The 13602-nt window shown below is 56.4% G+C and carries 16 protein-coding genes; all 16 read right to left on the reverse strand.

Annotated elements, in window-relative coordinates:
- Positions 1 to 533: 533 nt before the first annotated feature.
- Positions 534 to 1811, reverse strand: a complete 1278-nt coding sequence (locus PKO02S_RS29305) for an ABC transporter permease (protein WP_127588561.1) — start codon at positions 1809 to 1811, stop codon at positions 534 to 536.
- Positions 1804 to 2712 (reverse strand): ABC transporter ATP-binding protein, encoded by a 909-nt coding sequence (locus tag PKO02S_RS29310; protein ID WP_127588562.1) that lies wholly within the window; start codon positions 2710 to 2712, stop codon positions 1804 to 1806. Before PKO02S_RS29310 ends, PKO02S_RS29305 begins: the two co-directional genes overlap by 8 nt.
- A 183-nt stretch (positions 2713 to 2895) precedes the next feature.
- Positions 2896 to 3231 (reverse strand): YflT domain-containing protein, encoded by a 336-nt coding sequence (locus PKO02S_RS29315; RefSeq protein WP_127588563.1) that lies wholly within the window; start codon positions 3229 to 3231, stop codon positions 2896 to 2898.
- Positions 3232 to 3309: 78 nt separating this feature from the next.
- A complete protein-coding gene (locus PKO02S_RS29320; protein ID WP_127588564.1) occupies positions 3310 to 3474 on the reverse strand; it encodes a DUF1328 domain-containing protein in 165 nt (54 codons plus the stop codon).
- Between the two features lie 97 nt (positions 3475 to 3571).
- On the reverse strand, positions 3572 to 4234 hold the full coding sequence (locus PKO02S_RS29325; protein ID WP_246067590.1) for a DUF1003 domain-containing protein: 663 nt from the start codon (positions 4232 to 4234) through the stop codon (positions 3572 to 3574).
- Between the two features lie 142 nt (positions 4235 to 4376).
- Positions 4377 to 5243: a CheR family methyltransferase gene (locus tag PKO02S_RS29330; RefSeq protein WP_127588576.1), complete on the reverse strand. Its 867-nt coding sequence runs from the start codon at positions 5241 to 5243 to the stop codon at positions 4377 to 4379.
- Between the two features lie 5 nt (positions 5244 to 5248).
- The gene (locus PKO02S_RS29335; protein WP_127588565.1) at positions 5249 to 8050 is read right to left on the reverse strand and encodes a CHASE3 domain-containing protein; all 2802 of its coding nucleotides are present in this window, start codon (positions 8048 to 8050) and stop codon (positions 5249 to 5251) included.
- 95 nt (positions 8051 to 8145) lie between these two features.
- Entirely contained in the window at positions 8146 to 8463 is a 318-nt protein-coding gene (locus PKO02S_RS29340; protein ID WP_127588566.1) for a hypothetical protein, read from the reverse strand.
- Between the two features lie 96 nt (positions 8464 to 8559).
- Positions 8560 to 9330 carry a sigma-70 family RNA polymerase sigma factor gene (locus PKO02S_RS29345; protein WP_127588567.1) on the reverse strand — a complete coding sequence of 257 codons (771 nt, stop codon included), beginning with the start codon at positions 9328 to 9330 and terminating at the stop codon, positions 8560 to 8562.
- Positions 9327 to 9770, reverse strand: coding sequence for an anti-sigma B factor RsbW (gene rsbW, locus PKO02S_RS29350; protein WP_127588568.1), 444 nt, complete (start codon positions 9768 to 9770; stop codon positions 9327 to 9329). The genes PKO02S_RS29345 and rsbW (PKO02S_RS29350) overlap by 4 nt, the downstream gene beginning before the upstream one ends.
- Positions 9767 to 10138 (reverse strand): STAS domain-containing protein, encoded by a 372-nt coding sequence (locus PKO02S_RS29355; protein WP_127588569.1) that lies wholly within the window; start codon positions 10136 to 10138, stop codon positions 9767 to 9769. The genes rsbW (PKO02S_RS29350) and PKO02S_RS29355 overlap by 4 nt, the downstream gene beginning before the upstream one ends.
- An 11-nt stretch (positions 10139 to 10149) precedes the next feature.
- A complete protein-coding gene (locus PKO02S_RS29360) occupies positions 10150 to 10617 on the reverse strand; it encodes a DUF948 domain-containing protein (RefSeq protein ID WP_127588570.1) in 468 nt (155 codons plus the stop codon).
- A 154-nt stretch (positions 10618 to 10771) separates the two neighbouring features.
- On the reverse strand, positions 10772 to 11197 hold the full coding sequence (gene rsbW / locus PKO02S_RS29365; RefSeq protein ID WP_127588571.1) for an anti-sigma B factor RsbW: 426 nt from the start codon (positions 11195 to 11197) through the stop codon (positions 10772 to 10774).
- Positions 11198 to 11206: 9 nt separating this feature from the next.
- On the reverse strand, positions 11207 to 11527 hold the full coding sequence (locus PKO02S_RS29370) for an STAS domain-containing protein (RefSeq protein WP_127588572.1): 321 nt from the start codon (positions 11525 to 11527) through the stop codon (positions 11207 to 11209).
- 85 nt (positions 11528 to 11612) lie between these two features.
- Positions 11613 to 12368 carry a hypothetical protein gene (locus PKO02S_RS29375; protein WP_127588573.1) on the reverse strand — a complete coding sequence of 252 codons (756 nt, stop codon included), beginning with the start codon at positions 12366 to 12368 and terminating at the stop codon, positions 11613 to 11615.
- Positions 12365 to 12709 (reverse strand): early set domain-containing protein, encoded by a 345-nt coding sequence (locus PKO02S_RS29380; RefSeq protein WP_127588574.1) that lies wholly within the window; start codon positions 12707 to 12709, stop codon positions 12365 to 12367. Before PKO02S_RS29380 ends, PKO02S_RS29375 begins: the two co-directional genes overlap by 4 nt.
- Between the last annotated feature and the right edge of the window lie 893 nt (positions 12710 to 13602).

The following is a 13602-nucleotide window of genomic DNA, read 5'->3' on the forward strand; positions in this document are numbered from 1 at the left end:
CTAAAGTCAGCTCCTGTTTGTTAAGGAGCTCATTTTTTGCCCGACTTTCGATAATTCTCTATTCATAATGTGTAGCTACACATTAAAAAGGAAAAGTCGAGAGCTTTAATCGTGCAGTCAACACGTTCCTGAGCGAAGCGGAACAAAGTCGCACTCGGCGCTGCCGGAGAAGTGTAGCCCCGTGACGGCGTATCGTGGCGACAAAAAACTCTCCGGTTCGTAGATCCGGACTACCAAATAAGTATTAATTAATCCTCATTAAGGTGATTTTTACGTCGTTTGTACTGTATCACGGGATTTTCTTGACCCCCAAAAAAACGACAAGAAAATCCGCACAAATGAAAAGAACCTTGATTTATCAAGATTCTTAATTGGGATTATTCTCACTCCTTAAATAAAAAAACCAGTAAGATCAAGGATTGATCTTACTGGCGCACTATTTTTAGTCTCATTCGTACATGTAAAAAGTCTCATTTGTTAATGTAATCAGTCTCAATTGTAGATGTTACTCACAGCCATCAGCTCTAACCTGCCTAAACCTTGAACGCCTTCATAGCCCGACGAATCTCGGCGAAGGACGGCTTCTTGCCGTACATGAGCACGCCGACGCGGTAAATCTTGGCAGACAGCCAGCTCAGGAGGTAGATCGACACCACGGTCAACCCGATCGCGAGCCAGATCTCCCACAGCGCCGGGTCGCTCATGCCGATGCGCAGGAACATGATTAACGGCGTGAAGAATGGCACGAACGACATCGCTACGACGAAGGAACCGTTCGGATTTTGCAGGCCGAAGATTGCAATCATAAAACCGGCGACGATAAGCATCGTAAGCGGCATGATCGCTTGCCCGATGTCCTCCGTGCGGCTCACGAGCGAGCCGACAGCCGCGAAGAGGGTCGAATAGATGAAATACCCGAGCAAGTAGAAAAGGATAAAGTAAACGATCAGCATCGGGTCGATACCGCTGAGGCTGAGATCGAAATCCTTCAGCTTGTCGCGGTTCGCCGGGATGGCCAAGTTCGCCAAGCCGACTCCGATGAAGACCACCATCTGCAGCAGCCCGAGCAAACAAATCCCGACGATCTTGCCGAACATCTGCTTCAGCGGCGAGACGCTCGTGATCAGCAGCTCCATGACGCGCGAGCTCTTCTCCGCCGTGATCTCCATAGCGACCATATTGCCGAAACCGAGTACGCCCACGTATAGAAGCATCAACAGCACATACACCAGCATGTAGGCAACGGCGATTTCCGACTCGCTTTTGCCGTTCGAGCCCTGCTGCAGCTGGAGGTAATCCAGCGACACCGGTGCGGTCAGCTTCGCCAATTGGGCCGAGGACAAGCCGATTTCTTTGACCACCATCTCGCTCTTGATGCTCTGTAAGACGGTTCTGATTTCCGAGGGAAGCGACGAGTTCATCGAATCCTTGGACTTATAGATCACTTTCGGGAAGCCGGCGGCGGGATCGCTAGTCAGCTCCAGCACGCCTTTGACCTCTTTGGCCTCGATTTTCTCGAGCATCATCGCCTCATTGGCTTCCTTCGAGCCCTGGTTGTCCAAGAGCACGATCTTCAGCTTCGGCTCTTCCTGCGCTTCATAATAAGCCTGCAGCTTCTGCGGGATATCGCTCCCGTCGCCCAGCACGCCGATCTTCGTTGGCCCGCCACCGCTGGAGAACAGGGAAATAATATGCGGCAGGTTGATGAGCAGCGACAAGACAGCGGCAATGATCAGCGTCGTTACGAGAAACGAGCGCGCCTTGATTTTGTTCATGAAGGTGAAGCGGGCTACGGTTGTCCATTTATTCACGCTCGCCACCTACCGTCCGGATAAAGATTTCGTTAAGCGTCGGCTCCATGATCTGGAATCGGGTTACCTCCGCCTGGCTCATCGCCTGACGCAGGATGTCGCGCCCCGCTTCCGGTCCCTTCACGAGGATTTCCGTCAAAGACTGATGCCGGTTGACCGCCAAGACACCGGGAATGTTCTCCAGCCCGTCCACCGGCTCCTCCGTCTCGAGCAGGATGCGCTCCCGCGGAAAAGACCGCTTGATTCTCTTCAGCTCGCCCTGCAGTACGGTTTTCGATCGATGCAGGATCGTAATGTTCTCGCAGAGCTCTTCCACATGATCCATCCGGTGGCTGGAGAACAGGATCGCGGTCCCGGCGTCTCGCAGCTCCTTCACATTTTTCTTCAGCAGCTCGACGTTGACCGGATCCAGTCCGCTAAACGCCTCATCGAGGATGAGAATGTCGGGATTGTGGATGACCGCGGCGATAAATTGAATTTTCTGCTGATTGCCCTTGGACAGCTCCTCGACCTTCCGATCGTAATAGTCGCTTACCTCGAACTTCTCCAGCCAATGCTTCAGAGTCCGGTCCGCTTCCTTCCGCGCCATGCCGCGCAGCTCCGCCAAGTAAACGATCTGCTCGCTCACCTTGACCTTCGGATACAGGCCGCGTTCTTCAGGCAAATAGCCCATCATGCTCTTCAGCTCTTCGCGATAGCCCTGCCCCTTCCAGCTGATCGACCCCTCGTCCGGCAAAATCAAACCGAGCACCATCCGCATCGTCGTCGTCTTGCCAGCACCGTTCGCCCCCAGCAAGCCGTACACTTCTCCGGGCCGCACTTCAAATTGAACGCCGTTCACGGCCGTTTTGCTGCCATAATGCTTGGCCACGCGATCTACTCGCAACGCCACTGTATTCATGGTTATACCCATCTCCTTCCCGCTCATGAACCTACTATATCAAAAAGGCCCGTCCCTTGACGAGCTTTTACGAAATACAAATACGTTGGTGCGGGAGGAGGGGTTTCAAGGTGCGGAAAGGGAAGAGAGGAGCTTGAAAAAAGAAAAGAGGAACGGTTTCCCGTCCCTCTCGCTCCTTATGGCTTACCTGCCGCCTGCGGCCAGGATCACGATTTTGCCTTGATCGAGCTCTTCCTCCAACCGCTCGGCTTCGCTCTCCGGCACGTCCAGTGCCTCCATCTTCGCCCTCAGCTCATCGCCGCGGGATCGGAACAGGTTGGCGATCGAATTCAGCATCCCTTCCTGCGCCATGCCGATCTCCGACGCCCCGGTAGACTCCGCTACATACTCCGTGCCCTCGGGCGTATGGGTCAGCACATAGATGTGTTCCCGATCGAACCCTTCGCTGTTATATTGGCGAATTTTGTTCTGTGCATCCGGAATGCTGTCGGCCACTGCTACCTTCGTATACTTATACATAGCGATCTCCTCCTCGAACCTCTGGTTTCGTTGTTGACGGATTGTGTAACCGGTCGCCCTTCGCGGGTGGCAACCTGCCTAGTAGCTGCGACGTCGGCCCATGATGAGCGAAATGACGAACAGCACCAGGAAAATGACGAACAGCACTTTAGCGATCCCCACCGCAGCGGACGCGATGCCGAAGAAACCGAACACTCCCGCCACCAAGGCGATGATCAAGAACACTATGGCCCAAGACAACATGCGAAACACCTCGCTTTCCGATTGGAATTTCTGGTTTAGTGGGGCATGCCCTTTATTACCCGGTGCCGCTCCACCTGAAACATCCTTACTTTTCCAGCTAATCGTCTGTTTCGCGCAACCGCTCCGACTCCTGCACTCCCGGTTCTTCAGGCACTTCGAGTATCTCGGGCATTCTTGGCAAGCCATTCACGCCGGGCAAGCCATGAAGCCGCTGAACCCGCTCCAAGCTGTCCAACCGATTTTCGATCCGTCTCAGAATGCGCTTCAGCTCCACATTTTCCCGCTCGGCCTTGTAATTGATCGCGAAGTCCATCATCGCCTCCTGCTTGTCCCGCGTCGCTTGCCGGTTCTGGCTCATCAGGATGATCGGGGCCTGGAACGCCGCCAGACAAGATAGCACCAGATTCATCAGCACATACGGCGGCTTATCAAAATGGATCGTAAACGACAGCGCATTCCATATCATCCACACGATCAGGAATCCAGCGAAAATGACGATGAATGTCCAGCTCCCCCCGAAATCGGCGATCCGATCGGCCAATCGCTCCGACCAAGACGTCCGTTTCTCCTGCTCCTCGTTCAGATGCGCCTTGATCCGCTCGTTGTACTCGTTCACCATCCGCGTGATGCGCTCCAGACTTTCGTCCATTTCGGTCGCGACGTTCCCAGCAGACTCATCCAGCTCGTCATATAGCCGCTTTTTCACATGCTCCGGTTGTTTAGGTCGGCGATCGCCCTGCTGCTGTTGCTCCCTTGGCATATACGTCCACATCCTTTCAAAAAATGCTAAACCTTGTTTATCATTAACGCCATTGTGCTTAGGGTCAAACGCGCGCATACCGCCGAGAAACAAAAACCCGCCCGGACGTATGCCCGGACAGGCTTAGAATCGAACTAATGATCTATCGCATCTTGCGATAAATCCGCTCCGTCGGCACGAACTCCTCATACACCGAGGCATGGTGCAGCAACAGGATCGACTCCTTGCTGCCCAGCCCCAGGAACCCGCCGGTGGACAAGCTGCCGTGGAACAAATTGTGCACCTGGCTTTGCAGCGCGGCGTCGAAATAAATCAGCACGTTCCGGCACAGAATGACGTGGAACTCGTTGAACGAGCCGTCCGTGACCAGATTATGCTGCGCGAACATCACATGCTCCCGGAGCGAGGCGTCGAAATAAGCCTGCTTGTGATCCGTCGTATAATACTCCGAGAACGAATTGGTGCCGCCGGAATCGAGGTAGTTTTTCGTGAACGTCTGCATCTGCTTGAGCGGATAGGCGCCTCGTTTGGCCGCTTCGATCGCCTTCTCGTTCATGTCGGTTGCGTACAGCTTCGTCCGGTCGGCCAGCCCTTCCTCCTGAAGCAGGATCGCCATCGAGTACACCTCTTCGCCGGTCGCGCAGCCCGCATGCCAGATGCGAATCTCCGACAGGTGGCGCAGCTGGGGCACGACGTTGTACCGGAACGCGCGGAAAAACGAAGGGTCGCGGAACATCTCCGTCACCTTGATCGAGAAATCGCCGAGCAGCCGATCCACGTACCCCGGCTCGTGCAGCACCAAGTTCAAGAGCGCCGTCACCGTCGGAATCCGATCGAGCCGCATCCGGTTCAAGACGCGCCGGCGCAACGAAGCCCGCACGTATTGGCGGAAGTCGAAGCCGTACCAGCGGTACAGCCCCTCGAGCAGCAAATCGATCTCCATATTCGTCAGCTCGTCCGTTGACGAATCGTCCAGCTCGATCAATTCCTGATCGACAATCGGATCCATCTCCATCAACCGTTCACCTGCTTTGTCAGCCAGACACGCATGAGCGAGTACAGCTGATCCGTATTCAGCGGCTTGCTGATATAGTCGTTCGCTCCCGCATCGAGGCATTGATCGCGCGCATTCTTCATCGCCTTGGCGGTCAGCGCGATGATCGGCAGCTCCAGCAGCCCGAGCTCGGAGCGGATCGCGCGCATCGCCTCATAGCCGTCCATGACCGGCATCATGATGTCCATCAGCACGATGTCGTACTCGTTGCCGGCTCGCAGCAGCTCCACCGCTTCGCGGCCGTGGGCGGCGGCCTCCACGGCCATGCCCTTGCTCGCGAGCGCCGTCACGAGCGCGAACACATTGCGCTCGTCGTCGTCGACGAGCAGCACCCGCCTGCCGGCGAACAGGCCGGTATCCCCGGCCTTGTTCGCCGCCGCATCGCCGCCGGCCGCCGCCCCATCGCGCGCGGCGGCCGGCAACACACCGGCAGCCGGCGCCACACCGCCGGCCGCCCACGGCGGCGCTGCCACATCCGGCAGCGCCAGCGTCGCGGCGATCTCCCGCCGCGCCGACTCACCGCCCCTGCCGGCCTTCAGCTCCGGCAGGAGCAGCGTGAACGTGCTGCCCTTGCCCGGCACGCTCACGACGGTCATGCAGCCGCCGAGCAAGCGGCTGAATTCCCGGCTGATCGACAGGCCGAGACCGGTGCCGCCGTACTGTCGACTGGTCGTGCCGTCCGCCTGCTGGAACGCCTCGAAGATCAGCTGCTGCTTCTCCTTCGGAATGCCGATGCCCGTATCGATGATCGAGAACGCGATGACCAGATCGTCATCCTCGACGTCGAGGCTCGCCTCGACCTCCGCGGCGTCCACCTTGTACAACCGTAACGCAACCGTACCTTGCTCGGTGAACTTGAACGCATTGGACAGCAAATTCCTCAATATTTGCTGCAGCCTTTGCCCGTCCGTCACCATCATATTCGGCACATCCGGCGCCACTTCAACCTCGAACGTCAAACCCTTGCGGTTCGCGACCGGATCGAATGCCGGCTTCAGCAGCTGCGGCAGCTCGGTCAGGTTGACCTCGTCCGCAGCGATCTCCAGCTTGCCGGCCTCCAGCTTGGACAGATCGAGAATATCGTTGATCAACGTCAGCAAATCCTGCCCCGCCGTGAAAATAACGCGCGAGTACTCCTCCTCCTCGCGGGACAACCGGCGCTCTTCGTTCTCTGACAGCAGCTGCGACAGGATCAGGATGCTGTTGAGCGGCGTCCGCAGCTCATGCGACATGTTGGCGAGGAAGTCGGACTTGTACTGCGAGCTGCGCTCCAGCTCGTGCGAATACATCTCGAGCTCGTCCTTCGCCTTCTTCAGCTCCGCCGCCTTCTGCTCGACGAATTGATTGTGCTCCTCGAGGAACTCGTTGCTGATCCGCAGCTGCTCCTGCTGCATCTGCAGCTCCTCGGACTGGGCCTGCAGCTCCTCCGACTGGGCTTGCAGCTCCTCCGTCATCATCTGCGACTCGTTCAGCAGCCGCTCGATCTCCATGCGGCCGAGCACGCTGTTGAACGCGGTGCCGAGCGACCCTTGCAGCTGCTCCACAAGCGTCAGATGCTTCTCCCCGAACGGCTCGAAGGAAGCGAACTCCAGCACCGCCTCGACCCGCCCTTCGAACAGGATCGGGACGATCAGCAGCTCCCGGGGCGCCGATTCGCCCAGGCCGGAATACACCTTGACGTAGTTGCCCGGCACCTCCTTGACGTGCATAACCCGCCTGTTCACCGCCGCTTGGCCGATCAACCCTTCGCCCGGCTTGAACCGCGTCACGACAAAATCTTTCTCTTGTACCGCATAAGAGGCCATCATCCCATATTCGGGCTGCCCGCCTTTCAAATAAACGGCCCCATACGAGGCCCCCAGCATCGGAGTCAATTGCTCCATCACATGATCGGCCAGCTCCGACGCCGTATGAATGCCTTGCGAGCTCGTGGCGACTTCCGTCAGTCCGCTCTGCACCCAGTTCTCGACCTCCAGCTTGGCCAGAAGACCGTTCGTCGTCTCCGCCAGCTCGCGGATCTCGTCGTTGGTCGTCACCTGGATTCGCTCCGCCAGCCCGCTGCCGCGCGACGAGGAGGCGATGCTCCGAATCGCCTGCGAGACATGACGGATCGTCGTGACGATTGAGCCTGAGATGAGGAACGCGAGCAACAGGGATACGGCGGCAACCGCTAGCAGAATCGCCAGCAGCTGGCCCTTTAATTGCTCGAAATCATGCGACAGGCTCTCCACGCGCTCCACGGTCATCGCATTCGTCGATTCCCGAATCGTCTGCAGCTTGCTCCGCATATCGTCGATATCCCGTTTGCCCGGATCCGTGCGGAAGAAGTCCAGCAGCTCCGCCGACTTGTTTTGCCGCTTCAGCTGAATGGTCGCCTCTCCTGCGGTCGACAGCCAATGGTCCATCACCGGCTTGATGTCCTCCAGGTTGCGCTGCTGCCGCGGACTGTCCGCCAGCAAATCATGAAGCCGGTTATACAACAGCAGCCACTGGCTGCGCCCTTCCTGATACGGCTCCAGGTAACGCTCGTCCCCGGTAATGATGAACCCTCGTTGACCGGTCTCCATATCGACCACCGTCTTCTCCATCTGCGACAGCAGCTCGTGCATCTCCAAATCATGCTCGGTTATATAATCGATCGCTTCCTGCCGAGCGGCTACCCGATCCATAACCAAGGCGATCGTACTCCCCAGGCAGAGAATGACGAATATATAACCCAGCATCATTTTCGTTCGAATGCTTACTTTTCTGCGCTTTCTCATGACGTCCTCCCGACTTTCTTCTTTCTCTGGCCCAACCCATTTCCCTTAAACGTCCGCCGTACGCACAAAAAACGGGCCGTAGCCCGCTAATCGGTTTATGCTTGCAGCTGAAGCCTATATTGCTCTTTCGTCATCGTGCCGTCTTTCATGACACTGATGTGAATTTCCTGGCGGTTCGGTTTCGTGAAGCGGTCTTGCTTCAAATAGTAGCCATGCTCCTTGGCAAGCGCATACATCCATTGAAACCGTTCCGCTGCTTCGATCGCCTGGCGTTCGTCGTCGAAACGATCCAGCAGGTTGCCGCGGCCCAGAGGATTCACCGTCGAGCACAGACTTACATGAAACGTCAGATCATCATTCGCGAAGATCAGCAGCTCGCAATCTTTCATACCGATTCGGTGTTTGATATCCATCGGAACTCACCGCCTTTAGTTGGGATACTCCTAATTAACCGGACGGCTCCGGGTTGAAACAAGGGTTCCCTAATAAAGCGGCTCTTCCTTCAGACTCTACCGCCCCGAGTCGTCCTCCAGCCACTCCCTCAGCTTGCCGATCGCCCGCTTCTGTATACGGGAGACGCTCATCTGCGAGACGCCCAACTGATCGGCGATGTACCGCTGGGAATAGCCTTCCCTGTAAGCAAGCGCGAGCACCTGCTGCTCTTCCGGCTTCAGTTGCTCCATCGCTTCGGACAAATCCATTCGTTTCTCCAGCGCCTCGTATTCATCCTCCTGAACGGACAGCATGTCCCCAATAGTCGCCCCATCGCCTTCGCTGGACAGCGGCGTATCGAGCGACGTGTAATGGTAGTAGTCCCGGCCGGCTAAAATTTCGATCGTCTCTTCCTCCGACAGTTCGAGCTTCGCGGCAATCTCCTCGACCTTCGGCGACCGTTCCAGCTGCAGGGTGAGCTCGTCGATCATTTGCTGCACGAGCAGCCCTTTCTCCTTCACCCGGCGCGGCACCTGGATGTACCAGGATTTGTCGCGCAAATAGTTTTTCAGATGCCCGATCAAGCACTTCATCGCGTACGCTTCGAACGGAATGCCCAGTGTGGCGTCGTACTGCTTGAACAAGCGCAGCATCGACATCTGGCCGACCTGAAACAGATCCTCATACAGATCGGGCCGGCTTCTCGACATTTTCCCCGCCGCCATCCGGACGACCGGTTCATAGTGCAGGAGAAGCGCGGTTGCAGCGTTGTTGCTTTCGCTCTCTTGATAGAGTCTTAGCAAATTTTGTATATCCGGCTGCGGCTGTGAGGATGCGCCAGAGCTCATGCCATCCCCTCATTTCTGCTGAAGCGTTTGGTCAGGATTACCTCCGTCCCCCGATCCGTCAACACCTGCACTTGATCCATCAGCGCCTGCATCATGAAGATGCCTAGGCCGCCAACTTCGACTTCCTGCAAGGGCCGCTCATGGAGCGAAGTGACCAGATGCGCGGAATGCTCGTAGTCGAAGCTGCTGCCTTCATCCTTCACGCGGATCGTCATGCCGTGCTCCTCCATCTCGAAGCTCAGCTCCACGCTTCCCTCTCCGACTCCCTTATAGGCATGCAGGATCGCATTGTTGCAAGCTTCAGCAACCGCTACCTTCATGTCCTCAATCTCTTCGAACGAGAACCCCGCTTTCGTGGCGATCCCATACAACGTGAGTCTTACTATGTCCAAATATTCGGCTCGCGCCGGTATCGTCAACCGCACGTTTGAGGTATTCATCCGATTCGCTCGTTCCCTTCTGCCATGGAATGATCGAGACTGATGCTCGAAGCCAGATGTTTGGTAATGCCCGTCAGATCGAACAGCCGCTGGATCCGGGGCGGCACATCCTCTACGGCGAACGGCGCGTTGGCCGCCCCGCGTGCCTTGAGCACGGATACCAGGATGCCGATCCCGGTCGAATCTATATAGCTCAGCTCCCGCATATTGAGGATAAGGGATCGCTCCCGCTGCGCCAGCAGCGGCTGGAGCTCCTCCGCCAGGTCGGTGGCCGCCGACAAATCCAGCTCCCCGCCCAGCAACACGATTGTAGCACTGTCCGTCGTTTGTTTCGTAATCCGAAATGTCTTGTTGGCGTTCCCCTTCATTTCGGTCCCCCCTACTGAGCGATCGTATTGGCCGCAGCCCCCTGCGCTCGTTTATTCTGAATTTGTTTCCACAGCTCTACGACGACGGGGATGCCTTTCATGACAATCCCGATTTTCCCTTTTACCGGCGCCTTCTCTACGACTTGTCGGCTGCCGTTCTGGATCGCCGTCGTGACGGTGGAAGCCGTTTGCCGGACGGATGTCGTCAGCTCCTGAAGCATCGACCCGACATTGCCGACCGAGTGGAACAGCGGATCCAGCTCGTTCAGCTTCGTCCGCACATCCACGGCCATCATGTTCGTCTGGAACAGCACATCCTTCACTTCCGCGCTCACTTGGGCCAGCTCGCCCTTCATTTGCACCATCGTATTTCTAACTTCCTCCAAGGAGCCCTGCACCGTTTTCAGCGTCTGAATCAAGAAGTATACCAATATGACAAAAGCCAGCGCGATCACGGTCAAACTGATTTGCCACAGCATGCCGATCCCTCCTCTTGTAGTACCTGATCTATGACTTGTTACCCAGTGGCAGGAGTTTTGAAACAGATGTCGCGAAAAAGCAGGTTCTACGCTTGTCCGCAGGCATGCAAAAACACGGGTTCCGATGGCTTTCGTCCGCCGGCCCGTGCTGCGATTATTTGTACTTGGTGAGCGTCACTTCCGTCCCGTCGTCCGTGCGGATGTGCACCTCGTCCATCAACGCCTGCATCAAATACAGGCCCAGGCCGCCGGCCTGCAGCTCCGACGGCTCCTCCGCCTGGATCGGCGTCGCTTCCTCCAAAGCGCGGGCGTGATTGAAGCTCATCCCCCGATCCTTCACCTTGACGATGAACCGGGAGACTTCTTGCTCGAAGCTCAGCTCAATCGTTGCCGGCTCACTGTCTCCGTCGTGCGGGTAGGCATGCAGGACGGCATTGTTGCACGCTTCGCCTACGGCGACCTTCATGTCCTCGATATCCTCGTAGGAAAACCCGGCCTTGCTCGCCATTCCGTACAGACATAATCGCACCAGATCCATGTATTCCGCCGCTGCCGGTATGACCAATCGTACGCTGCTCATGCTTGTCCGTTACTTCCTTTCGATTAGAAATCCGGAAATGCCCGTCAGATCGAACAGCTTCTTCACCGAGGCGGGGATATGCCTCACCTCGAAAGTAGCTTGCGCTTCGTCGCGGATTTTCACCACGGAGACGAGAATGCCAATGCCGGTGCTGTCTATGTAGCGGAGCCCTTCCAGATCCAGAATGAGCCGCTTGTCCGCTTCATGCACGACGGTTTCCAGGACGGCCTTCAGCTCGATCGCCGCCGCCAAGTCCAGGTCCCCGCTAATATGCAGGACGATCTCGTCATCCGCATGATGCTGGTCGATTCGAAATTTTTGCACGGTCATGTATACTCACTCCCGCTTTTATATTTATAGTTTCGATCCTAACAAACTGGAGTCGGAATCACAAGGTTGACCTGGATGTTCTAAGTCATTCGCCGCTTCTGTGAAATAAATCGACCGACCGGAGGCGCTGCGTCTCCATGTCGAAGAATAGCTTGAGCGCCGTCTGCGGGCGCTTGTACACCAAGCCGTCTTCCGCTATGAAATCCGGCTGCCCGAGCTCCGCCTGAATCGCTTCGAGCGTCATCGGCATCGAGCGGCCGTCGATCCGGATCGTACCTGCCGTAGACAGCACGCGGACAAAGCGGATCCCTTCCACGCTCATGCCGATCTGGAGGTTGCCATAGTGGTAGATGGCGAACTCCGGGGTATACGAGTCTTGCTCGATGCGAGCAGGCGCCCCTAGCAGCTCCAGCAGCTCGGCCTTGGTGTCCGTCAGCGCGACGCCTTCCACGGTCAGCAGCGGGTAAGCTGCCGAATGGGATTGCGGGCGCGGCTGAGCTGGAGCCTGTGGCTGCTGCTGTGGTAGTTGTGGTTGTGGTTGTGGTTGTGACTGCTGCGTTGGCGAGTCGAATGTTGGTGGTTGCGATTGCGGATTGGCCGGCTGGTTATGCGGCTCGGTTGGCAGGATCTGCAGATCGGCTGTTATCGTCGACTGCAGCCAGTTCCCTTGCAGACTGGCAAGGTTCGTCAACGGCACCACCTTCGGCACACTCAACTGTAGCTGTGAATGCGCTTCCATGGCGATCGCCTGCTGCCCCCTCCACTCGTTTGCCGGCTCTTGACTCCACCACAGGACAGCTCCGCCTAAGAGAAGCATCCCCAGCCAACCGATCTTTTTCATACCAACAACCTCCTCCCGACGGCTTCCGTCACCCCTTCCGCATCCCATGGACACGTCGCAGGCTCTGCCACCAAATACGCTTCCTCATTCGCCGTCATCACTTCAAACTTGTATTCCATCCCATCGTGAAACCCGGGAATATATAGTCTCCAGTATCCGTTGCTCTTCAGCATCCGGTGCGCCTGCCCGTTCCAACGATTGAACGGTCCTACCACACAAACCTGCTTCGCATTCGGCTGCCAGATCGAGAAATGGGTTCCGGCCGGGTCAAGCTGGACGCGGAGCGGCACGGGCATGCTGGCTAGCGGAGCTTCCACGAAGGCATACGTATAGTCCATCATCGGGCTATCCCCTTTCCGATTCGTCTATACCGTTAAATACCCTTTGCTGCGAAAATGAAACAGATTGTGTACAAACTTTAGACGTTAATTCCGCTGGAGTTGTTGCAGGAAAGGATGGATTTCTGTCTACCTGGCGAAAAAGTGGAAGACGAATGGATCCATACATCTGCGTAATCGATTTCTCGCCAACTAATGCACACGACAAAGACCCCCGCTTCAAGGGAGGTCATCCCTGTTGCCGAGTATGTCGATAAAACCGTGCAATTGTGCTGGATCCGACGTTCGTGGGGCGAGTCGATCCTACTTAGGTCATTTAGCGGTGGATAAGGCGGGCGGTTGCGGGATACTGGGTACCAAAGTAAACAGACTGAGAACCAAATTTCCTTCTTTTACTCTTGGAATGACGATCTGAGTACCTATGTACTCAAAACGCGAAGCTAGCTTCGCGTTCTGGATACTTAGGTACTCAGTTTGGCCGAAATGGAACCAGCATGCGAAATTTGGTTCTCCGATTGCGAAATTTGGTATCCGGCTCAACCTGCTCTCCTTGCTCCTTGCTCCTTGCCCCTTGCTCCTTGCCTGTTGCCACTACTCCTTGCACCTTGTTCCTTGTTCCTTGTTCCTTGCACCCTGCTCCCTTCACACTACACCTTGCACATTGCCCAACCTCGCATTCCCGCCAGCAGCTCTCCTCCGACAACGCTGTCCCCGAGCTAGCACTTACGCCCCATTAAACTCAATATCAAACGTAGCCGACTGTTTTGCTCACCAAGCAGACTAGATTTTACAATACACAGACATCTGTCCGGTCACTAGCCATGCATAGAACCAAACACTAAATGTTAGGTCCTAAGAAAGCTAGTGGGTGGGGGAGCTGGATTGCTGCTGTAAGG

Source organism: Paenibacillus koleovorans NBRC 103111 (genome assembly GCF_004000845.1).
GTDB classification, from domain to species: Bacteria; Bacillota; Bacilli; order Paenibacillales; family NBRC-103111; genus Paenibacillus_AA; species Paenibacillus_AA koleovorans.